The sequence below is a fragment of the Caloranaerobacter ferrireducens genome (assembly GCF_001730685.1).
Lineage (GTDB): Bacteria > Bacillota > Clostridia > Tissierellales > Thermohalobacteraceae > Caloranaerobacter > Caloranaerobacter ferrireducens.
The window spans coordinates 429,063-450,738 of record NZ_MDJR01000001.1 but is presented as its reverse complement, the minus strand read 5'-3'; the positions used below and the strand labels follow the sequence as shown (position 1 = coordinate 450,738).

Annotated in this window: 25 protein-coding genes and 1 tRNA gene; 1 reads left to right on the top strand and 25 read right to left on the bottom strand. The window is 30.7% G+C overall.

What is annotated here, in order from left to right:
* Positions 1 to 16 precede the first annotated feature (16 nt).
* The 24 genes from minC to BFN48_RS02050 all read right to left on the bottom strand — a co-directional run bounded on the left by minC (position 17) and on the right by BFN48_RS02050 (position 20,840).
* Entirely contained in the window at positions 17 to 664 is a 648-nt protein-coding gene (gene minC / locus BFN48_RS02165) for a septum site-determining protein MinC (protein ID WP_069649226.1), read from the bottom strand.
* Between the two features lie 101 nt (positions 665 to 765).
* The gene (locus BFN48_RS02160) at positions 766 to 4,110 is read right to left on the bottom strand and encodes a penicillin-binding transpeptidase domain-containing protein (RefSeq protein ID WP_083238740.1); all 3,345 of its coding nucleotides are present in this window, start codon (positions 4,108 to 4,110) and stop codon (positions 766 to 768) included.
* A 10-nt stretch (positions 4,111 to 4,120) separates the two neighbouring features.
* Complete coding sequence (mreD, locus tag BFN48_RS02155) at positions 4,121 to 4,612, bottom strand: rod shape-determining protein MreD (protein ID WP_176718789.1); 492 nt, start codon at positions 4,610 to 4,612, stop codon at positions 4,121 to 4,123.
* A 10-nt stretch (positions 4,613 to 4,622) separates the two neighbouring features.
* Positions 4,623 to 5,465: a rod shape-determining protein MreC gene (mreC, locus tag BFN48_RS02150; RefSeq protein WP_069649719.1), complete on the bottom strand. Its 843-nt coding sequence runs from the start codon at positions 5,463 to 5,465 to the stop codon at positions 4,623 to 4,625.
* A 28-nt stretch (positions 5,466 to 5,493) separates the two neighbouring features.
* Positions 5,494 to 6,525 carry a rod shape-determining protein gene (locus tag BFN48_RS02145; RefSeq protein WP_069649223.1) on the bottom strand — a complete coding sequence of 344 codons (1,032 nt, stop codon included), beginning with the start codon at positions 6,523 to 6,525 and terminating at the stop codon, positions 5,494 to 5,496.
* Between the two features lie 26 nt (positions 6,526 to 6,551).
* Entirely contained in the window at positions 6,552 to 7,247 is a 696-nt protein-coding gene (radC, locus tag BFN48_RS02140; RefSeq protein ID WP_069649222.1) for a RadC family protein, read from the bottom strand.
* A 15-nt stretch (positions 7,248 to 7,262) separates the two neighbouring features.
* On the bottom strand, positions 7,263 to 7,847 hold the full coding sequence (locus BFN48_RS02135) for a Maf family protein (protein WP_069649221.1): 585 nt from the start codon (positions 7,845 to 7,847) through the stop codon (positions 7,263 to 7,265).
* An 8-nt stretch (positions 7,848 to 7,855) separates the two neighbouring features.
* Positions 7,856 to 8,107, bottom strand: coding sequence for a DUF4321 domain-containing protein (locus BFN48_RS02130; RefSeq protein ID WP_069649220.1), 252 nt, complete (start codon positions 8,105 to 8,107; stop codon positions 7,856 to 7,858).
* Between the two features lie 18 nt (positions 8,108 to 8,125).
* On the bottom strand, positions 8,126 to 8,632 hold the full coding sequence (locus BFN48_RS02125) for a Gx transporter family protein (protein ID WP_069649219.1): 507 nt from the start codon (positions 8,630 to 8,632) through the stop codon (positions 8,126 to 8,128).
* Positions 8,633 to 8,646: 14 nt separating this feature from the next.
* Complete coding sequence (locus BFN48_RS02120; RefSeq protein WP_069649218.1) at positions 8,647 to 9,030, bottom strand: NusG domain II-containing protein; 384 nt, start codon at positions 9,028 to 9,030, stop codon at positions 8,647 to 8,649.
* A 247-nt stretch (positions 9,031 to 9,277) separates the two neighbouring features.
* Entirely contained in the window at positions 9,278 to 10,255 is a 978-nt protein-coding gene (gene rnfB / locus BFN48_RS02115; protein WP_069649217.1) for an RnfABCDGE type electron transport complex subunit B, read from the bottom strand.
* A 12-nt stretch (positions 10,256 to 10,267) separates the two neighbouring features.
* Complete coding sequence (gene rsxA / locus BFN48_RS02110; RefSeq protein WP_069649216.1) at positions 10,268 to 10,849, bottom strand: electron transport complex subunit RsxA; 582 nt, start codon at positions 10,847 to 10,849, stop codon at positions 10,268 to 10,270.
* A gap of 13 nt (positions 10,850 to 10,862) precedes the next feature.
* Positions 10,863 to 11,465 (bottom strand): electron transport complex subunit RsxE, encoded by a 603-nt coding sequence (rsxE, locus tag BFN48_RS02105; protein ID WP_069649215.1) that lies wholly within the window; start codon positions 11,463 to 11,465, stop codon positions 10,863 to 10,865.
* Positions 11,466 to 11,490: 25 nt separating this feature from the next.
* Complete coding sequence (locus BFN48_RS02100) at positions 11,491 to 12,072, bottom strand: RnfABCDGE type electron transport complex subunit G (RefSeq protein WP_069649214.1); 582 nt, start codon at positions 12,070 to 12,072, stop codon at positions 11,491 to 11,493.
* The gene (locus BFN48_RS02095; protein WP_423230238.1) at positions 12,065 to 13,012 is read right to left on the bottom strand and encodes an RnfABCDGE type electron transport complex subunit D; all 948 of its coding nucleotides are present in this window, start codon (positions 13,010 to 13,012) and stop codon (positions 12,065 to 12,067) included. The genes BFN48_RS02100 and BFN48_RS02095 overlap by 8 nt, the downstream gene beginning before the upstream one ends.
* A 15-nt stretch (positions 13,013 to 13,027) precedes the next feature.
* A complete protein-coding gene (gene rsxC / locus BFN48_RS02090) occupies positions 13,028 to 14,356 on the bottom strand; it encodes an electron transport complex subunit RsxC (RefSeq protein WP_069649212.1) in 1,329 nt (442 codons plus the stop codon).
* Positions 14,357 to 14,539: 183 nt separating this feature from the next.
* Positions 14,540 to 15,091: an ATP-binding protein gene (locus BFN48_RS02085; protein WP_069649211.1), complete on the bottom strand. Its 552-nt coding sequence runs from the start codon at positions 15,089 to 15,091 to the stop codon at positions 14,540 to 14,542.
* Positions 15,088 to 15,813: a PHP domain-containing protein gene (locus tag BFN48_RS02080; RefSeq protein ID WP_069649210.1), complete on the bottom strand. Its 726-nt coding sequence runs from the start codon at positions 15,811 to 15,813 to the stop codon at positions 15,088 to 15,090. Before BFN48_RS02080 ends, BFN48_RS02085 begins: the two co-directional genes overlap by 4 nt.
* A 1-nt stretch (position 15,814) precedes the next feature.
* Positions 15,815 to 16,144, bottom strand: coding sequence for a DRTGG domain-containing protein (locus BFN48_RS12550; protein WP_069649209.1), 330 nt, complete (start codon positions 16,142 to 16,144; stop codon positions 15,815 to 15,817).
* Positions 16,145 to 16,160: 16 nt separating this feature from the next.
* Positions 16,161 to 17,402 (bottom strand): [Fe-Fe] hydrogenase large subunit C-terminal domain-containing protein, encoded by a 1,242-nt coding sequence (locus BFN48_RS02070; RefSeq protein ID WP_069649208.1) that lies wholly within the window; start codon positions 17,400 to 17,402, stop codon positions 16,161 to 16,163.
* Positions 17,403 to 17,425: 23 nt separating this feature from the next.
* The gene (locus BFN48_RS02065; RefSeq protein WP_069649207.1) at positions 17,426 to 17,860 is read right to left on the bottom strand and encodes an ATP-binding protein; all 435 of its coding nucleotides are present in this window, start codon (positions 17,858 to 17,860) and stop codon (positions 17,426 to 17,428) included.
* Entirely contained in the window at positions 17,861 to 18,223 is a 363-nt protein-coding gene (locus BFN48_RS02060; protein WP_069649206.1) for a DRTGG domain-containing protein, read from the bottom strand.
* A gap of 19 nt (positions 18,224 to 18,242) precedes the next feature.
* Positions 18,243 to 19,103: an SPOR domain-containing protein gene (locus tag BFN48_RS02055; protein ID WP_069649205.1), complete on the bottom strand. Its 861-nt coding sequence runs from the start codon at positions 19,101 to 19,103 to the stop codon at positions 18,243 to 18,245.
* A gap of 27 nt (positions 19,104 to 19,130) precedes the next feature.
* Positions 19,131 to 20,840, bottom strand: a complete 1,710-nt coding sequence (locus tag BFN48_RS02050) for a sensor domain-containing diguanylate cyclase (protein WP_069649204.1) — start codon at positions 20,838 to 20,840, stop codon at positions 19,131 to 19,133.
* 382 nt (positions 20,841 to 21,222) lie between these two features.
* Here BFN48_RS02050 and BFN48_RS12745 point away from each other — a divergent pair, with 382 nt between their 5' ends.
* The gene (locus BFN48_RS12745; protein ID WP_278287283.1) at positions 21,223 to 21,351 is read left to right on the top strand and encodes a hypothetical protein; all 129 of its coding nucleotides are present in this window, start codon (positions 21,223 to 21,225) and stop codon (positions 21,349 to 21,351) included.
* A gap of 227 nt (positions 21,352 to 21,578) precedes the next feature.
* Here BFN48_RS12745 and BFN48_RS02045 read toward each other — a convergent pair.
* Positions 21,579 to 21,665: transfer RNA gene (locus BFN48_RS02045), tRNA-Leu, on the bottom strand.
* Positions 21,666 to 21,676: the final 11 nt, after the last annotated feature.

Sequence of the window (21,676 nt, the reverse complement as noted above, 5' to 3'; positions counted from 1 at the left end):
TCAGCCTCCTATTAATTTATTTTTTAGTTAAGTAAGGTTCTATTAACATTTTTCCATCTTTTATACTTGCTACCTCTGGCCACTTAGGTTTATCTTTTTCATCATCAGGACTACGTGCTATAATTTCAGCTATTCTAAGTTGAGTAGGTTGCAGACTAAAGGCTGCAACAATTGCATCTTTGTTTCCATCACACCCAGCATGTGCAATACCCCTTAATGCACCTAAAATAATAATATTACCTTTCGCTTTAACTTCAGCACCAGCATTTACATCTCCTAATATAACTAAATTTCCATCATACTCTACATATTGACCAGACCTTATTGTAGCCCTGATAAATTTAGTCTTACCTTCTTTAATACCTTCGAAGAATTTTTCCGTATGTAGATTAATTTCAGATATTTGCTCATCACTTTCTTCTAGATTATGTTTTTCATCAACACTAATACCATATTTATTTTGAATCAATAGTGTAAGCTCTTTTTTTTCCTCAGGTGAAAGTTTCTTTCCTTTAATACATTTAACTTTTCCTCCTTGAAAGAAAACCTTAGCCTTTTCTAATTTCTCTTCTAGTTGTCTTTTTATGTTTTGAAAGTTACCTTCTTTTATATAAATATAAATTCCTTCCTTTTTTCCTTTAAAAATTACTAAGTTTTCATCCATGTCTAACGCCTCCGCAACAATGCTGTTAACTAAAAATATTCTTCAAAATTGTTATAAATCCTTCTTTTCTTAATAGAAAAAAATAAATTAGTAAGGCAGAACTACCTTACTAATTTATTATGATATTCAAATTTTTCCTCTTCATTATTTAGCCCTAGATACTGAGCTATAACTTCTTTAGCAACTGGTGCTGCATAACCACCATGTCCACCTTGGAATATTACTACTGCTACAGCTATTTGTGGATCATCATAAGGTGCAAACCCTACAAACCATGCATAAGGGTCATATTCTTTACCTGTTACAGGATTTATAGATTTATTTTGAGCAGTACCTGTTTTCCCACCTACTTTTATAGGAAAGTTTTTAAATATTGACCTTGCTGTACCCTCAGTAGTTACTAACCCCATACCTTTTTTAACTTCATCTAAATAGCTGTAATCTTTCAATTTAATCTTATACGCATCATCTCTATTATCACTATATTCAATTATTTCTCCATTATAAGTTTCTATTTTATCAATAACACTTACCTTATGTCTTATTCCACCATTAGCAAGTGTTGCTATATAATTAGCTATCTGAATTGGTGTATACGCATTATGCCCTTGCCCAATAGCAATGTTTAAAGTATCTGCTTGTTTCCAAGAAGCCTGATTAAGGTAACTATATTTTATAATATCTGCTATATTTATCCCTTTATCATTTACTTTGTAAGGATCTACACCTAATTTTGATAAATTTTCTATAACTTCACTTCTAGTAAGAGTTTCTTCTAATTCAACCCAGCTTACAATAGTATCAATTATATTTTGTAAATCTTTTTCTGAAATGTTACTTTGTTTTACATAATTTCTTAAATTGTTATTTAAAAATCTTCTTAAACTTCTCTTAACATCAATCCTTTTAATTTGTGGATTGGGCACTATACCAGAAGATTCATTTGGTATATCTATTTCTATTCCAGTTTTATCATTTAATCCAAATTCCTGTGCTAACCTTAAAATATCATCAATTTCTACTTTGATTCCTAATTCCCGACCTGTTCTTAAATTTTTACCTAAAGTAACTGTAAAAAAATAATAGTTACAAGAATCTCTTATAGCATCATATAAATTTTCTAGTCCATGAGTACCTCTTCTATCATTCCATATCCAACATCCAAAAGTTTGATTACCTAATTTTAAATAACCCATATCTCTTATTTCTGTTTTAGGATCAATTCCAGCTTCTAAAGCTGCCAAAGCTGTTATCATCTTAAACGTTGAACCAGGCTGTATGGCTGTTTGTATAGCTATATTGTATAAAGGTCTAGGTGCGAGAGGATCTTCAGGATGTTTAGGCATTAGACTTTCCCAATCATCTTCAGTAATACCTGTTGCGAACAAATTTGGATCATAAGCAGGATAACTTGCTAGAGCAAGAACTTCTCCCGTCTTTACATCTATTGCTACTACTGCACCTGATGTTGCATTTTTAAAACTCTCTCTATAATTATAATTACCCCATTTACTCTTGAACTCTCCACCTTTTTGTATCTCTTCTAACGCTTGTTTAAGTGCTTTTTCGGCAACTTGCTGCAATTTAGCATCAATAGTCAAATAAACATTATTTCCTGGAACAGCCTTTTCCTCTTTTAAAACCTTTATAGTATTACCAAGAACATCTACTTCTACATATCTAGAGCCATCCTGTCCTTTTAAATATTGCTCAAATTTTTCTTCAATGCCTGTTTTACCTATAATATCATCAGGAGAATATCCTAACTTTTTAATATATTTCTCTATCTCATAACTCTGTGATATTTTACCTAAATAACCTAGTATATGAGCTGCTGTACTACCCATCGGATAGTATCTAACAGGTTCAACAGATACATAAACACCTGTTAAGTCTAAATTATTTTCTGCTATTTTAGAAACTGTACTAGGTTTAATACCATAAGCAATATTAATAGGATGATATGCTCTGTATCCTTGTTTTTTTAACTGTTCAATTATTATCATTATATATCTTGCTTCATACTTACTTAATTCTGGATTTATTTTATATTTATCTCTTAATAAATTAAAAGCATCATTAGCCTGACTATCTTCTGGTAGTCTATATTTTTTAAGCCAATTTATTTTATTTCTTATAGGAACATATTCAAAATCTTTAACTGAGATTTTAGGATTTATCTTATTATTAAGAACTATTTCCTGGGCAAAGTACTTTATGTCTTTATCTGTTATTAAATCATTAATAAGCTCTGTTTTTTTACCAACTTCTATTAATGCTTCTATAGGTGATAATTCTTCACTAATCTCTTCTTTTTGGCAAAATATTTTTTTACTTTTCTCATCTGTATATTTAAATGAAACTTCTTTTTTTTCTCTATCTATTTCAATATCTATAGGTAGATAAATACCTTTATTTTTCAAATTATCTATTAAAATTTTTGCAGGTATTATCTCTTGTTTCTTATCTGACTTATTACTGTTTTTAATAAAAACTGCACTAATCAATTCATCTATAGATGTTTCCATTACAATATTTATAAAATCCTCTTCAGCTGTTGAATTCATAGTAATTTTGCCAAAGTTTTTAATTAAATCAACTTTTATCTTTTTATACTCTTCATCAAACTTAAACATATAATCATGTATTTCAAACTTATCAACTAGCCCTCTATTATCTAGATAAGAAAAAATTAATTTTCTTACAATTGGATTTTTTATTACTTTACTAAAAATCTTTTCATTTTTTTCTGTTATTAAAATAAAATCTGTTTCAGGATTTTGTTTTAATGGTAAATTGTTCTCTGCTTTCCATTTTTGTATGTCATATTTTTTGTCGTATTCAAATTTAACTTCTTTTGAACTGTTGTCTACATTAATTAAAATAGGAACTGTTATGCCATTGTTCTCTAGAATAGTTTTAATTCTATCTGCAACACTTACAGTAAAATCACTATCATTACTGTTATGGATATAGTACAACTTTATAATATCCTTAATTAATTTGTTTTCTAATATAACTTTAATAATTTCCTTTTCTGGTTCTTTAGAGCTTTCAATATATTCATCATCATCTTTATAAGTTATTACATCTAGTTTAATTGGAAATTCATCTGAATAATTTTCTCCCTCTTCTTCTAAAATCTTAATTAGTTTTAATGCAACTTCATTTCTATTTTTACTTATTTCATCCTTAACGATTTGAACAGTAAAACTTGGCCTATTACCTGCTAATAATCGACCATATCTGTCTCTTATTTCTCCTCTCGCTGCTGTGATTGGTATCTGCTTAACCCTTTTATTGTCAGAAATTTCTCTATATTTATCTCCTAATACTATTGTAAGTGTTGATAATCTAAAAGCAACTAAAAGAAATACTATTGAAAGAATAATTAATAAAATATTGTATCTGTTTTTTATTTTTTCTTTTAATGTCAAATCAATCACCTTCTCACTTCTATCTAAAACTTATAGAAGGTTTTTTTTGTAATTTTACAACTAGCTTATAAATAAATACAGAAAGTAAACTATTGTAAATTAGTTCAATAAAAATTATTTTCCTTACTAAATAAAAATAATTATAGTTAACTGTTAGAAAATACATAAAGAAAGAATATACTAAATGATAAAAAACAGTCGAAAAAGCTGTTAACACAAAAGGCATAAAAGAACTATCTTTATATATCTTATCGTTAATTGATCCAATTAGATATCCTACAGTAAAATATATAAGTGCATTAATTCCAATAACATTAAAGAAAAGTATATCCTGAACAAAACCAACTATTAAACCTGTAAAAGAGCCTACTTTCTTCCCCTTTAATACGGAAATGCATACTAAAATAATCAAAGTTGTATTTGGTAATATACCAAATGCTCTTAAATGTTGAAAAATAGTCGTTTGCAGTACAAAATTGAAAATTATTAATAAAATCATATTAAAAGGCATCATTAATCCCTCACTTATACTCTTTAACTCCTGTGATCACATAAACATAATTTAGTTTTTTAAAATCAATAGCAGGCTCAACTGATATTAGTTTTACTAAATCATCTTCCTTCTTTGTAACTTTTTTTATTTTCCCTATATAAAATCCTTCAATAAAAACTTCTCCTAATCCTGAAGTTACAAGCTTGTCCCCTTCTACGATATCAGCATTAGAATCAAATAAATATCCACTCATTTCACCATTTATGCTCCCATTTAAAATACCACCATCTTGAGTACGGATTACTTTGAAACTGACTTTACTCCCTTCATCGATTATAGCTAAAACTTTAGACCAATTATCACCAACTTCAATTACCTTTCCGACCAATCCTTCTTCAATAATATCTCCATCTAATTCAACAGCTTTAATAATTATACTGCCTTCTTTAATACCATCTTTTCTTCCTTTATCAATTATAAATCTATCAAACCAATTTCCTGGATCCTTACCTATAATTTTGGTTCTAATAAAAGTATATTTTGATTTTTTCAGCATAATAGCTTCATTCCTTAGGTACACAGCACGACTTATAATATCTTCCATCTTTCTATTTTCTTCTTTTAGCCTTAGTATTTCCGCCTTCATTCTTTCATTTTCTTCTTTTAATTTAAATATATTAGTTGCAGATTTTATTGTATTAGTGATTTTTTGATCAACTGTATAAAACAATTTTTGAATTGGAGTCACTATTTTCCCAGTTAGATTTTCTATTGATGTCATATTTTGTCTATCTTTAGAAGTTAATCCTATTATAATAATTAGAATGATAGCGACTAAAGCCACTATCATTCTACTTCTATACTTTTTCATTTTATACACACTTCATCACCAACCATTATTACCTATTTGTAGTAATTAACACTCTCCTTAAAGTCTCTATTTCTTCAAGCGCTTTACCTGTTCCTAAAACCACGCAATCTAGTGGGTTCTCAGCAATATGAACAGGCATTCCTGTTTCTTTCTTTATTAATCTATCTAATCCGTCAAGTAATGCACCACCACCAGTAAGCATAATACCCTGTTCCATAATATCAGCTGCTAGTTCAGGTGGGGTTTTCTCTAAAGTATATTTTATCGCATCAATTATACTTGAAACTGGTTCTTTCATAGCAGTTAAAATCTCTGCTGCGCATATTTCTATAGTTTTAGGTAAACCTGTTACTAAATCCCTACCCCTTATCTTCATTTTTTTATCTTTAGTTTTTGGACTTAAATCTGCTGATCCTATCTGTATTTTTACTTCTTCAGCAGTTCTTTCTCCAATCATTAAATTATATTCTTTCTTAATGTAATAAATAATTGATTCATCTAATTCGTCTCCACCAACTCTTATTGATTTACTTGTTACTATACCACCAAGTGAAATAATAGCAACTTCAGTAGTTCCACCACCAATATCTACAACCATGCTACCTGTTGGTTCTTGTACAGGAAGTCCTGCACCAATAGCTGCTGCCATAGGTTCTTCAATAAGGTGTGCTTCTCTAGCGCCAGCCTGTCTAGCAGCTTCTTCTACTGCTCTTTTTTCAACCTCTGTTACTCCAGACGGTACACATACTACCACTCTAGGCTGTACAAATGAACGTCTTGGATAAGCTTTTTTAATAAAGTGCTTTAACATACTTTGAGTAACATCAAAATCTGCTATAACACCATCTTTCATTGGTCTGATTGCAACTATATCACCAGGTGTTCTACCTATCATCCTCTTAGCTTCCTCACCAACAGCTAAAACCTGATTTGTTTTTGATTTAATAGCTACAACCGAAGGCTCTCTAATGATTATCCCTTTTCCTTTAACATATACTAATGTATTTGCAGTTCCTAAGTCTATTCCCATATCTCTTGAAAAGATATTTAAGATGCCCATCGTCTTTTGCTCCTCCCTATTTCATCTTATATTATGTTTTTCTCTTTTAAACTTACGTATTTTCCATCCCCAATAATGATGTGATCTAACAAATCTATGCCTAAAATTTTTCCCCCTTCAACAAGTCTTTTGGTAATATTTATATCCTCTTTACTAGGCGTTGGATCACCACTAGGGTGATTGTGTACTATAATTATTGATGCACTACTCCTTTTTATTGCTCCTTTAAATACCTCTCTAGGATGTACTATTGAAGAATTCAAACTCCCAATAGAAGTATTTTCTATCGCAATTATATTATTTTTTGTATCTAACAAAATAGTTTTAAAATACTCTTTCTTTAAATATCTCATTTCTTCCATTAAAATATTAACTACATCATAGGGACAGGTTACCTTTATTCTACTTTCTGCATTAAAAGAAGATAGTCTTTTGCCAAGCTCAATCGCTGCAATTATTTGAGCTGCTTTGCATTTTCCAATTCCATTAAGCTCTGTTAGCTCTTCAAACGTTAATTCAGCTAAATATCTCAATCCACTTTTATCCATAGAAAGTATTCTTTGTGATAATTCAATAGCTGTATACTTCCTATTTCCTGTCCTTATGATTATAGCTAATAATTCTGAATTTGATAATGCTTTAGGACCAAATTTAAACAACTTTTCCCTTGGTCTTTCTTCTTCTGGTAAATCTTTTATGGTATAGTTCTCCACTCCACCCATTTATATCAATCCATTCTATAATAGTCTTACTCCAAAATATTTTTCTAAAACATTATCTAATTTTGATATTGGTAAACCAACTACATTCCAATAGGAACCTTTTATCCATTCTACAAGTATTGAACCAAAGCCTTGTATAGCATAAGCACCTGCTTTGTCTAAATATTCACCTGTTTTAATATATCTTTTTATTTGACCTGAAGTCAAGTCTTTAAACTTTACAATCGTTTCAGCATAATCGATAATCTTATTATATGTGCCTGCCTCGATAATAGCAAAACCAGTAATTACAGAATGGGTTTTACCACTTAACTCAGATAACATATTAAATGCTTCATTTTCATTACGTGGCTTGCCTAAGATTTTATCTTTAAAAACAACAATAGTATCAGCTGCAATTACTATTTCACCATTTGCCATTTTTTGAGATACATCATTTGCTTTCTGAAATGCTAGAGACATTGCCGTTTGCTTTGGCTCATCAAAGTCATTAACTAACTCTGGTATATCGCTTTGCACAATGTCAAAATCAATATTAAATTTAGATAATAATTCTTTTCTTCTAGGTGAACCTGAAGCCAAGATTATCCTCTTTTTCATACTATCACCTATAATTTTCTGTATATAAATACTGAAATTATCAAACCAATTACACTTGCAACACTAACGTCTATAGCTAGACCAAAAGTTAAGTTGATCACTTTTAGGTCTAAATGTATTGGAGATTTTAATCCTATTGCATAATTATACGCCAATAAAGGTACCTTATCACTTAGTAAATCTCCAATTATCCCACCAATTACAATCCCCGTAATTAATAATAAAAATAAAATCCAGGGATTTCTAGTTCTTGCTCTCATTATAACCCTCCTTAGAAATCATAAATTAAATATTTTTTTTAAATGTTTTGTCGCATAAAGAGTACTTAAACCTACAAAATATCCAGTAAATAAGCTAACTAAATTCATAACTGGTAAATACGAAAATATCTTAATATTCTCCATTATAATACTCGCAACACTTATTTGACCTATATTATGAAAAACAGCTCCTATAATACTTATACCTATAACGCTAAACATCCTTGATAAAAATCTATATACAAAATACATTGCAACTAAGCTTAGAAGGCTTCCAGCTAAACTATAAAATAAACCTGTAATACTTCCAGTTGCTAAACTGAATGTTATACTTCTTAGTATTGCTACTGTCAAAGCTTCTTTAAACCCAAAAATAATTAAAGTAGATAAAATTACAATATTGGCTAAACCTAATTTTGCTCCAGGCGCTATAAAAGGTAATGGTATGAAAGATTCAAGTATACTTAGTGCAAGTCCTAATGCTACTAATAACGATAAAAAAATAACCTTTTTTATATTATTCACTTTACTCACTCTTTCTAGTAGCTTACATCATCTATTTTATTATCTTCTTTATTTTCTCCAACTATCTCAATAGTCAATTTATGTGGTAAGCAAACTATAATTTCTCCAGGTTTTGATATCCAGCCCTGCTTAACATCTAATTTATCAGGACAATCTGCATCTATCACTCTAACCTTCCCATCACCAATTTCAATCTTGTTATAACCGTATTGTGTTCTTATATCAATAGTCTTTCCAATCATGTTTTTACCAAAAGTAATTTTTTTAATAACTTCTCCATTTACCGTTATCCTTATATACTTATAATCTGATTTACTTATATCGCTTTTGACTATACTAAGACCTATTATACTTAATAATATTATAAAGAAAATAAGGTACTTGTCCCATTTTGTCATAGAAAACACCTTTCAAAATCTATGAAATGTAAATGTATACAGAACATACATATTATCTCAATTTTAGTTTACCACTTATATTACCTAAATACAAGTAACAATTTTTTCATCAAAGCGCCTGAAGGACGCTTGGTCTTTGGCAATTCGTCATTCGCTATTTGCCTTTATTAATTACACAGCGCTCGCATTTAGTTGACAGGGAACAGGGGTCAGAAAAACCCTGCTATAAATATAGCAGGGTTTAAATTTAGTTAAGCTCAATTGCATCTTTAGGGCATTTCTGAGCACATAAACCGCAACCTACGCACTTGTCTTCTAATACTTTATGTTTCTCTTTTAACTCTCCCTCTATAGCATCTACAGGGCATTGTTTTTTACAAATTGTACATCCTACACATTTTTCTTCATCAATATGAGCTTTTTTTCTTTTTTCAAAATTAGCTGATATAGCATTAGTTGGACATTTTTCTGCGCAAATCATACAATTAGTACATTTGTCATAGTTAATTTTTGCTAAATTATTTTCAAATTCTATTGCATCAAATGGACAAGATTTTACACAAATCTTACAACCAATACACCCAACAGTACACTTTGATTTAACTTCTTTTCCAAACTCTTTACTATTACAATCTACAAAAACGTTTTGTTTATATGGTACCATCTCTATTACAGATTTTGGACATACCTCTATACATTTACCACATGCAGTACATTTCTCTGGATTTATCTTTGCTATTCCATCAACAATTTCTATTGCATCAAACTGACATGCCTCAACGCAAGTTCCTAATCCTAAACATCCATATTGACAAGATTTGCTGCCTCCAGCAACCATAGCAGCTGCTTTACAATCTTTAATTCCTAAATATTCATATTTCTCTGTAGCATTGTTACAAGTACCTTGACAAATAACTCTAGCTACTTTCTTTTCTCCTGCCTCAGCAGCTATTCCCATAATTTCGCCTAATTTTTCAGCCGTCGTAGCTCCTCCAACTGGACATCCATTCACAGGAGCTTTACCACTAGCTACTGCATTTGCAAAACCGTCACATCCAGGAAAACCACATGCACCACAATTTGCACCTGGTAATGCTTCTCTTATTGCTTCAACCTTTGGATCAACCTCTACAGCAAATACTTTTGAGGCAATTGCTAAACCAACACCAAATAATAACCCTAAACCACCTAAACTTAAAACTGAATATAAAATACTAGTAGACATGATTGTCACCTCCTATACAAGACCAGTGAAACCTAAAAATGCTATTGACATTAATCCTGCTGTTATTAAAGCAATTGGGAATCCTTTTAAAGATTCTGGTACATCAGCTAATGCCAGTCTTTCTCTAATACCCGCAAAAAGTACTATCGCTAAGGAAAAACCTACAGACGCACCTAATGAATGTACAATAGTTTCTATTAAATTATAGTTTTCTTGAATGTTAATTATTGCCAATCCTAATACCGCACAGTTTGTAGTAATAAGTGGTAAATATACCCCTAAAGCCTGATACAATGTTGGACTCATCTTCTGAATAAACATTTCAACTAACTGAACTAGTGCAGCAATAATTAGAATAAAAGCTATAGTTTGCAAATATTCTAATCCTAAACTCACTAGTATAGTATGATGTACAACATAAGTTATAATAGACGCCAAAGTCATTACGAATGTTACAGCCATTCCCATACCAAAAGCAGTTTCTACCTGCTTAGATACTCCAAGGAAAGGACAAATACCTAAGAATCTAGAAAGTACAAAGTTATTCACTAGCATTGCGCTTATTAATATTACAAATAATCCTCCTATACTCATCTACAAACCCCCTCTATACTCTAGCAGTCTTTCTTGACTTTAGCCAGTTAAATAATCCTATTAAAACACCTAATGCTAAGAAAGCTCCAGGAGGTAATATCATTATTAGAGCTGGTTTGAAAGCTTCACCAAATATTTGAATTCCAAATACACTTCCTGCTCCAAGTAACTCTCTTACAATTCCTAAAAGAGTAAGAGCCCATGTAAATCCTAATCCCATACCAATTCCGTCTACTATTGAATCAACAGGATTATTTTTCGAAGCAAAAGACTCAGCTCTACCCAATATTAAACAGTTAACAACAATTAAAGGTATAAACAATCCTAAAGACCTATATAAGTCAATTGCATAAGCATGCATAAACATGTCTATAAGAGTAACAAATGTAGCAACAATTACTATATATGAAGGTATTCTAATTTTACTTGGAATAACTTTTCTTAATAAAGAAATAACTAAATTCGAACTCACTAATACAGCAGTTGTCGCTAATCCCATTGCCATACCATCAGAAGCTGTTGTTGTTACAGCTAATGTCGGACACATACCTAAAAGCTGTACAAATGTTGGATTTTCCTTCAGTAAACCATTTTTCAAATTATCTATAAATCTCATCTCTACACCTCCAAGCCTGAAAGTACTACTGCGCAAGCTTATTTATAAATATTTCTCTAGCTAGATTAACACCGTTTGTAACAGCTCTTGATGTTATTGTAGCACCAGTAAGTGCTTGTATTTCATTTTCGCTACTTGGACTTCCTTTAACTACTACTAACTCTTTTGAAGCATCTTTATCTTTAAATTGATTTTGGAACTTAGGTTGAGTTGCATTAGCTCCAAGACCTGGAGTTTCTTTGTGACTTACTACTTTTATACCAGTTACTTTGTTTTCTAATGAAATTCCTGTTATAACTTCAACATCTCCTCCATATCCAGGAGTTGCTGTCTTTATAGCATATCCTACTAAACTACCATTTTCAGAATAACCACTATATATCTCTCTTACATTTGGATTACTATTAATTATTTCATTTAATATTTTCTCATCTAAAGGTTTGAAACTTTCAGCTAGAGGTAACACTTCTTTTCTTGCTACTTCACTCGCTTGATTTTCTACACTCGCAATAACATCTTTAGTCATATCATTAGTAAAACCTAACACTAAAGCCGCTATAGAAGTTATCAGTAATAGTATTAAACCTAATTTTATAATATCACCCATTTTGCTTCACCTCACCAAATACTCTTGGGCTAGTATATTTATCTAAAAGAGGTGCTACTATATTCATAAGAAGTATTGAATACGAAACCCCTTCAGGATAGCCACCATAGAGTCTTATTACTGATGTTATAACACCACAGCCTATACCAAAAATAATCTGTCCTTTTGGTGTTACAGGAGATGACGCATAATCAGTAGCCATGAAAAATGCACCTAGCATAAGTCCTCCTGCGAATATGTGGTACACCATGCTAGTGAATCCACCATCGAAAATCAGCATCATAACTGCAACTGTACCTATATAAGTAAAAGGAATACGCCAATTAATAACACCTCTATAAAGTAAATATGCACCACCTAAAATTAAAAGTATCGCTGATGTTTCTCCTAAACATCCTCCTACATTTCCGAAGAATACATCCTTTAAAGATGGTAAAACCTGATTAGCTGCTTCTCCTTTTAAAATAGCTAAAGGTGTTGCAGTACTTACTGCTTCTGCCCCTGGAGTTACCCAATTAGTCATAATAACAGGCCATGACGCTAAAAGCATAGCTCTTGCTGCTAAAGCTGGGTTCATAAAATTGTGTCCTAATCCACCAAAAGCCTGCTTTACTATAGCAATTGCAAAAGCCGAACCTATTACTGGTATCCACCAAGGAGCTGATGCAGGTATATTAAAGGCTAATAGTAAACCTGTAACAACTGCACTTAGATCATTTACAGTTATAGGCTTTTTCAATAATTTCTGAATTAAAGCTTCTGTTACCACTGCAGTTAATACTGCTAATACAATCAACTTTAATGCATTAAATCTAAAATAGTAGATACTAGCTAAAGTTGCTGGTAATAAAGCTATTATTACATCTAACATGATTCTATTGATTGTTTCATCTGATCTAAGATGTGGAGAAGATGAAACTATTAACTTATTATCCACTATTCTCCCTCCAATCACTTACCTTTTTTTTCTTCTAGAAATTAGTTCCCTCTTAGCTACTCTTATTGACTGCAATAAAGGTCTTTTTGATGGACAAATAAAAGAACATGAACCGCACTCAATACAATCTAATGCATGATACTTCTCAGCTTCATCATACATGCTTTTTAATGCAAACTGACTTATAAATAGAGGTTGTAAATTAACAGGACAAATATCAACACACTTACCACATCTAATACATTGTTTAGGCTCAGGTATCTTAGCCTCTTTCTCATTTAATACAAGTATACCTGATGTTCCTTTAATAACAGGTACCTCATCTGTAAACTGAGCAATACCCATCATAGGTCCACCCATAATTATTTTTCCTGGCTTTCCTTTATATCCACCACATTGCTCTATCACTTCTTTAAATGGAGTTCCTATCTTAACGATTAAATTTTTAGGTTTATTTACAGCACTACCTGTTATTGTAACTATTCTTTGTATAAGTGGCATACCTGTCTGAATCGCATCTGCTATAGCTGCTGCAGTACCAACGTTATTAACTATAACGCCTACATCCATCGGTAATCCACCAGATGGTACTTCTCTCCCTGTAACAGCATTAATTAATCGTTTTTCGTCTCCTTGTGGATACTTAGTAACCAAAGTAGCTATTTCAATGTTTGGTTCATCTTTGACAGCCTTCTCCATTGCTTCTATCGCATCTGGCTTATTGTTTTCAATTCCGATAAATCCCTTACTTACACCAACAGCTTTCATAATAGCCTTTAGCCCAAATACTACCTTCTCAGGAGTTTCAAGCATTAATCTATGGTCAGATGTTAAATAAGGCTCACACTCTGCACCATTTAATATTATAGTATCAATCTTTTTGTCTGGAGGTGGTGATAATTTTACATGAGTAGGGAATCCTGCACCTCCAAGCCCTGTAATACCTGCTTCTTTAATGATATTCAAGATTTCTTCTTTAGTAAGTGAATCTAAATCTCCTTTTGGTTTAACGTTTTCATCTACTTCATTACTGCCATCTGATTCTATCACTACAGATAATACTTGTGTACCTGTAGGACTTGTATAAGGTACAATTTTCTTCACTATTCCTGCAATACTAGAATGGATTGGTGCAGAAACAAATGCTTTTGGCTCACCTATCTTCTGTCCAATTTTAACCCTATCTCCAACCTTTACAATTGGCTCACAAGGTGCGCCTATATGCTGTTGCATTGGAATAATAACTGTTTGTGGTTCTTTTGCTTTTTCTAACGGAATTTTCTCAGTATACTCTTTAAAGTGTGGCGGATGAACACCACCTTTAAAGGTAAGATTTTTTAACTTCATACATCTCACCTCTTATTTATAATTTTAATAATTTTTAAACAAATCTTGTATACAAAATACTTAAATAGACAAAATTTTACACAAATATAGGACCCCCACTCATGGGTCCTATTATTTTTAACTTAATTATAACACCTTTTATCGAAATTGTACAGAAAATAGATTGTTTATTTATTGTCATTCTCATTGACTATTTCTATAAAGATTCCTTACATTTTCATTGATATAATCCTTTATCCACAACATTATATGAGCTTCATTTATCGGCACATCTCCTAGTATATTTTTTACTTCCTTGGTATCAAAAACAAAACAATTTCCATTATAACTATGCTTGTAAACAATTTCTATATTCTCATTTGCATTTATCAATGAAATTATTGTTTGCCCAATATCTCCTATTGGTGCTCTATCTATATGACTATGCTTAAAAATAATTGTTACTTTAGTTCCCTTACCTATTTCTGAAGATATTTTAAAATCTCCTTCACACCTTAAAGCAGCCGCTTTCATCAAAGGAATTCCTAGGCCTACTTTTCTAGTTGTTCTAGATGTTACAAAAGGATCTTCTACTTTTTTTAGTAACTCTTCGTCCATCCCTCTTCCGTTATCCTCTAAATTTATTGTCAATAAATCTCTCTCTGTATCTTCAAAAATACTAATATTTATTTTAGTTGCTTCAGCTTTTACTGAATTTTCAGCTAAATCTAAAATGTGAAGGGAAAGCTCCTTCATCTTATATTCCTCCAACTCTTATTAAGATATTCTATTAAAAAATTTATATTCTTTCTTTCTATATCTAAAAACACAATTGGTTCATTGATATCGCCAAGATAATGTGCATCAGAGTTCTTAAGTACATTATATCTATCTAAATTGATTAAGGTATCAGTTGATAAAGAAAAATAATCGCTTGAAACTTCAACTGTTTTTATATTAAGTTCATCTGGTATAAAGCCTAAATTGGCAAGTATACTATAAGATTTTTTATCAACATGCGCTGGTACCAAAGCACCATTTAGTTTATTAACAAAATCATTAATTTCTTTAATTGTATACTTAGTACTATTTAAAAGAAACTTATCAATCTTTCCTATAATGTTATCATCTTCATCCATTAACAATTGGCTTCCAAAAAGCTTTTCATTATTTTTAATATCTGGTAATCCTCTATAGATAAAATCTTGAAATTCCATACCATCTTCAATATTTCTAAAATAACATAATACGTGAACTTCTTCTTTTGTAGTTACCTCTATGCCAGGTATAACTAAAATATCTCTTTTTTTAGCTACTTTCATAACAGCTTCTACATTTTCCATAGTATTATGATCAGTTACTGAAATTATATCAAGCCCTTTAATATACGCCATATTGACAATATTATTTGGTGTCATATCCTTATCTCCACATGGAGACAATACTGAATGTATATGCAAATCATAGCTTAATCTCATACTAAACACCTAATTCATATAATCTACATGCTAACTCATATGCACTAAGTTTTGACCTTAAAACTGGTATGCCAACTTCATTGGCTTTTTTTATAGTTTCATCTTCAACTTCCATACCTTCTGCAATCAGAATAGCTGACAAACCTACTAAAGTAGCTACAGCAATTATATTTAAATGCGTTTGAATAGTAATCCATAGGTTTTTTTCATTAGCATTAGCCATTACTAAGCTTAATAAATCACCAATATAGACTCCCTCTACATCATTTTCAATATTTTTTTCAGTTAAAACTTCAAGCTCTAATTCCTTAACTATTTTATCTAATCTCATAAGTATCCTCCCTAGGCTAATCTTTGAATATACAGTCTTCTATTTTACTATACCCTCTTACTATATCCTCAGCCAAAGCTCTACAAGAAGGTGCTCCACATGAGCCACAATCAAGTCCAGGCAATAAACTTGTCAGTTTTTTTATTTCTTCTATTTTCTTAATTGCTTCAACTATATTTTCATCAAGTTTCATAGCTCCTTTAGATTGAATTTTCTCAGTCCAACAAGCAAAACCTGAATCATATAATTCTATAGCATATTCTCTTGAAACTTTTATCTCATCATTACGCTTTTCCGCTAATCTCCTAATTCTACTTTTAGCTATAAATGGATTTTCAACGCATAACGGTCCTCCAACACATCCCCCAACACAAGCTAAACCTTCAAAGTATTCAATATTATTCAGCTTACCTAATTCAATTTCTTCCAAAACTTTTATAACATTATCTATTCCATCAACTGCAATATAATTATCAACTCCAATAGACTTACTCTGGCCTCCAGCTCTAGCCCAATCTATTCCATAAGTAGAAGCTGTTCTAAAAGCTTCTATCTTCTCAACAGTATTCGAATTTTTCACTATATCTCCATATATCTGCTTTATAGAAATAGCGCCATCAACATGCGAATTTTTTATACCTATTGGATTTTTAATACTTGTAACTTTAGCAGGACATTGCGTTATATAAAATATACCTATTTCATCAGACTTCAAACCGTATCTTTCCATAGCATTCTTTCTTGCTAATCTAGCAGCTAATTCCATAGGTGACTCGATTCTTATTATATTATCAATTAATGAAGGAAATCTAATTTGTATCAATCTTAATACTGCTGGACACAAAGACGAAATAAGCGGTTTTGGCTGTTGGTTGTTTTTCAAGTTTTCTCTAATGATCAAAGTTATAATATCTGCTGCATATCCTTCATCAAATACCTCATCGAATCCTAGCATTTTAATCCCTTTAAAAACTTTATTCATATCTTTATCCAAATTAAACTGACCATACATAGTCATTGGAGAAATAGCTATCTTGTATTTATACTTCTTTAATTTATCTAAAGTATCTAACTGTGTCTGTTGAGCATGATATGGACATACCCTTATACATTCACCACAATCTATACATCTCTCTTTTATGATTATAGCTTTCTTATCTCTTACTCTTATTGCCTCTGTCGGACATCTTCTCATACAATTTGTACAACCATTACATCTATCTTTATCAAGTACAACTGAATGAAAGTACTCTTCCATAAAAATCACCTACTAGATTTTGTTTATTTACTTATATAAATCCTCATATAAACTTCTGTTTTTCCATTAGGAGTAGACTCTATATTAAATTCATCAGAACATCTTTTCATATTTGGCAATCCCATTCCAGCTCCAAATCCCAATTCTCGAATATGATTTGGTGCTGTCGAATAACCCTCTTTCATAGCTAACTCAATATCTTTAATACCAGGCCCTTTGTCTATTGCATAGATATCAATATACTGCTCTGTTATTATAACTTTAATTATTCCACCATATGAATGTATTACTATATTCATCTCTGCTTCATAAGTTGCTATAGCTACTTTTCTAACTATTTTAGCTTCTATTCCAAGCTGTTTTAAAATTTTCTTTATATTACTTGAAGCTTCACCAGCTCTTGTAAAATCATTCTGCAAAATCTCATATTCAAGCTTTATAGAATTTTTCTCATTCATCTATCTTGTTACTCCTTCTATAGAAATACCTTTCAATCCTTTTTCATATAGCTTTCCACATGATGTATACAATGTATAGTCAGTCAGCAAAACAGTAATATTGTGTGATTTTGCCATTTCAATAATTTCTTTACTTGGTTTTTTGCCTCTTACAAATACAATAGCATATAAATCTATCATTTCAGCAGTTCTAATAACTTGTGGATTTGTTAATCCTGTAAGCAAAACTGAGCCATCATCTACAAAAGCTAAAACATCACTCATTAAATCCGACCCAAAAGCAGAAAGAACTTCTCTATCTAGATATTCCTCACCAGTTAATACTTCAGCATCTAGTATTTCCTTTATTTCTTTTAATTTCACAATACCACTCCTATTATAGCTATTTAAAAATTTTTATAAAATCAAACAGCATTTTATAATACTTGTCATAACTGTCTTGTATATTTTGTTTATTATTTATTAGACTTTGTAAAATCTGTTCTCTTTCTTTGACCTGCATCCTGATATTATCTAATACATCATTGAAATCAGGGTTTTCTATATCCTTATCTATATTGTTTAGCAATTTGCTTATTTGATCATTATTTTCCCTTATTGTTTTAAGTATCTCCTGTAAATCTTTTTTTACAAGAGCATAGTGCCACAAAGCAGTCTCTTCATCAAAAGCATTCTTAAATGTTTTAATAATTTCATTTATCATATCAGCAGTTTCCTGTTCATTACTATCATATTTTATCACAAAGTCATCAACAGTTATTTTATTTACAAATGCATCTTTATATGATTCTCTAATGCTCGTTAAAACTTCATCACAAATTTCCCTGTTAAGAAAAGTCGCATAAAACACCTTATAGTCACTTATCTTAACAATATAGCCATCTACCCCTTTTTCTCTTAATTCCTTTCTTAAAGCCTTAGCATTTTCAACATTACTAAAACTACCTAATTGAATGTTATATAGATCAAATCCTTCAATTGTCAATTCTAATTTCTTTAAATCATTAATTTCCTGTTTGTCTATATCTTTAACAATATTCTCATTACTTTCATTATTACTTAAATCATCTTCAATTTTGCTTGTAAGGTTAGTATCATTAACATCTTCAAAATGAGGCATTATTATACTTTGAACAATCAAAATTCCTATAGCTATTGATATAACTGGTGCTATGATAAAAAATACAAATATTGTCAATAACTTGTCCTTCTTACTTTTCCTTTTCCTCCTCGAACTCCTCAATCTCCCGCCCCCAATCAGCTAAAATAACTACATACTTGCTGCGTATTTACTGATCTTATTTCTTCCTTGTTTTTTGGCCCCTATATACATAGCTCTATCTGCGTAAGCCAAAAGTGAAGCACCAGAATCTGCTTCCTCTGGGAATTCAGCTAATCCACCACTTATTGTTACTTTTATTTCATCTCCTTCAACACTATAAAATTTAGTATTTTCAACAACTTTCCTTATTCTCTCTGCTATATCATAAGCATGTTGTTGATCAATCTTTGGTAATATTACTGTAAACTCTTCTCCACCATATCTGAATACCTTATCATTTGCTCTGACATTATTTCTTATAATACTAGCTATTTCACTAAGTATTTTATCTCCTGTCTGATGCCCATAAGTATCATTAATTCTCTTAAAGTGGTCAATGTCAAAAATTATAAGGCTAGTTTTATTACATTTGATACAATTTTTAAAAGTACAAGTCGAACATGTATCTGTTAATGAATCTAAAGCATTAAAGAAATATCTCTGATTATATAATCCAGTTAACTCATCCTTTATAGCATTGTTATATACTTTTTTATACAATCTTGCATTTTCTATAGCTACCACAATTTGGCTTGCCAGATTATCTAAAATATATAATTGCTCTTTAGAAAATCTACCTCTATATTTACTGCTAATTAATACACATCCAATTATTTCATTATCTAAAATCAAAGGTTCATATATTAACGAAACCAAATCTTCTGGCACTTTTGCAGAATCATCGATATATTTACTCTTTCCAACATCTTCAAGCACAAAACTTTCTTTTAAAGTTAATATCTCTTCAAAGTGCTTAGTTAGGTAATCATCAATTATTTTACTATCAAAATTTATATATTCCTCTGCATTAAAATCTAGAGTCTTAGCAGTACAACTACTTCTATCAAATTCAATCAAAGCACAATAATCACAATTCACTAATTGCTTTATCCCAATTAAAATATTAGATATAGTCTCACTCAAATCAAGCTTAGAAACTATCGATGCAGAAACTTGATGAGATAAACTTAATCCTTTATTGATAAATATCAGATTTCTCATTAATCTAAATAACGAATTGAAAGTCATAATCAATAAAATGAATACAATTAATCCAACAAAACTATATTGCTGGTAAGAATATGACATTAATATAGATAATGGAATAACTATAAAATTAGTATAAAAATCCCATTTTAAAGCTTCTATTACATTTGCTATTTCATCGTTAAACTCTCCTATATTTTGCAGTAAAACTATCATCCAATTTGCAATAAATATTGTTAATCCAAATATTATACAGTTTATTATATCATCAATATTATTTATATAATTTATCTGCCTTCCCGCCGCTTTTATTATATAATGAGACAATATAAACATAGTAAAAAACATACCTATATTAAAGTATGCTCTTTTTGCTTGTTTATGATAATAAAGATAATTTGATGTCATAAATACTAAAAAAATCAACCATAAAGTCGGTATAAGCCCACTAATAAAGTAAGAGCCAAGCATTACTGCAGAACCTAGAGTTACAGTAAAATCATCAATTTTTATGCTTATGCTTTCAAGTAAAATACCTGATATACTCAAAATTGCAAATAATGAAATATCAAAGTAATAATGCTCTTTATTAGTAATAGTTAATAAAAAAAGTAATCCAAAACCAATTGTCCCAATAATGATTTCATAATGCTTCCTTAGTTTACTTAGCATACCAAAACCCCTTACCCCAATAATATATATATATTATTCAATAAATGTTTCTTTTTTCCTTCAAAATATTATTAATATTTATAATTTAAATTTTATCAGTTAACTTTTTCTGTGTCAAAATAGTAGATTTATCTATATAATGTATTAAACTCGAAAAAATATATTTAAAGGAGGTTTATTCATGGCACAAGGTCTTTTTGATGGTTTATTTGGCGGTGGAAATGAAAGCTTACTTTTCTTCTTTCTAATACTTGTAATTCTATTTGGTGGCTTTGGTCATAATTACTAAAAAATAAAATCAAAATCTTTTTCACCCATTTTGAACTCTAATCATATTATATAGTGACCAAGAAAATATAGTAGAAATAAGGAGGTTATATATATGGCTGAAGGAAAAGGTCTTCTAGGCGGATTATTTGGTTGTGACGGCGGCAGCGAATTGTTATTCTTCTTCCTATTGCTAGTTGTAATATTCTGTAATTGCTATGGAGGATTTGGTTGTAACAGATAATTTTACAAAAATATTTTAATATTCAAATTAAATATCTTTAATAACTATATTTCAAGTATATGTAAATGCCAATATAGGAGGGATATATATGGCTGATACTCAATGCGGATGCGGCTACAATGACAGCTTATTGTTCTTCTTCTTACTATTAGTTATACTATTCTGCTATTGCTATTAAGAATAAACTTAAATGAAAAAGGGAGCTAAATGCTCCCTTTATTATCTTCTGGTGCCGTGGGCGGGACTCGAACCCGCACGAGCATCAGCTCACTACCCCCTCAAGATAGCGTGTCTGCCAATTCCACCACCACGGCGCTTATTAAAC

Excerpts from the sequence above, each read along its gene's own strand:
- minC (WP_069649226.1), bottom strand. The coding sequence starts at position 664 with ATGGATGAAAACTTAGTAATTTTTAAAGGAAAAAAGGAAGGAATTTAT.
- mreD (WP_176718789.1), bottom strand. The coding sequence starts at position 4,612 with ATGCCTTTTAATATGATTTTATTAATAATTTTCAATTTTGTACTGCAA.
- mreC (WP_069649719.1), bottom strand. The coding sequence starts at position 5,465 with ATGAAAAAGTATAGAAGTAGAATGATAGTGGCTTTAGTCGCTATCATT.
- BFN48_RS02145 (WP_069649223.1), bottom strand. The coding sequence starts at position 6,525 with ATGGGCATCTTAAATATCTTTTCAAGAGATATGGGAATAGACTTAGGA.
- radC (WP_069649222.1), bottom strand. The coding sequence starts at position 7,247 with ATGGGTGGAGTGGAGAACTATACCATAAAAGATTTACCAGAAGAAGAA.
- BFN48_RS02135 (WP_069649221.1), bottom strand. The coding sequence starts at position 7,847 with ATGAAAAAGAGGATAATCTTGGCTTCAGGTTCACCTAGAAGAAAAGAA.
- BFN48_RS02130 (WP_069649220.1), bottom strand. The coding sequence starts at position 8,107 with ATGAGAGCAAGAACTAGAAATCCCTGGATTTTATTTTTATTATTAATT.
- BFN48_RS02120 (WP_069649218.1), bottom strand. The coding sequence starts at position 9,030 with ATGACAAAATGGGACAAGTACCTTATTTTCTTTATAATATTATTAAGT.
- rnfB (WP_069649217.1), bottom strand. The coding sequence starts at position 10,255 with ATGTCTACTAGTATTTTATATTCAGTTTTAAGTTTAGGTGGTTTAGGG.
- rsxA (WP_069649216.1), bottom strand. The coding sequence starts at position 10,849 with ATGAGTATAGGAGGATTATTTGTAATATTAATAAGCGCAATGCTAGTG.
- rsxE (WP_069649215.1), bottom strand. The coding sequence starts at position 11,465 with ATGAGATTTATAGATAATTTGAAAAATGGTTTACTGAAGGAAAATCCA.
- BFN48_RS02100 (WP_069649214.1), bottom strand. The coding sequence starts at position 12,072 with ATGGGTGATATTATAAAATTAGGTTTAATACTATTACTGATAACTTCT.
- rsxC (WP_069649212.1), bottom strand. The coding sequence starts at position 14,356 with ATGAAGTTAAAAAATCTTACCTTTAAAGGTGGTGTTCATCCGCCACAC.
- BFN48_RS02085 (WP_069649211.1), bottom strand. The coding sequence starts at position 15,091 with ATGAAGGAGCTTTCCCTTCACATTTTAGATTTAGCTGAAAATTCAGTA.
- BFN48_RS02080 (WP_069649210.1), bottom strand. The coding sequence starts at position 15,813 with ATGAGATTAAGCTATGATTTGCATATACATTCAGTATTGTCTCCATGT.
- BFN48_RS12550 (WP_069649209.1), bottom strand. The coding sequence starts at position 16,144 with ATGAGATTAGATAAAATAGTTAAGGAATTAGAGCTTGAAGTTTTAACT.
- BFN48_RS02070 (WP_069649208.1), bottom strand. The coding sequence starts at position 17,402 with ATGGAAGAGTACTTTCATTCAGTTGTACTTGATAAAGATAGATGTAAT.
- BFN48_RS02065 (WP_069649207.1), bottom strand. The coding sequence starts at position 17,860 with ATGAATGAGAAAAATTCTATAAAGCTTGAATATGAGATTTTGCAGAAT.
- BFN48_RS02050 (WP_069649204.1), bottom strand. The coding sequence starts at position 20,840 with ATGCTAAGTAAACTAAGGAAGCATTATGAAATCATTATTGGGACAATT.
- BFN48_RS12745 (WP_278287283.1), top strand. The coding sequence starts at position 21,223 with ATGGCTGAAGGAAAAGGTCTTCTAGGCGGATTATTTGGTTGTGACGGC.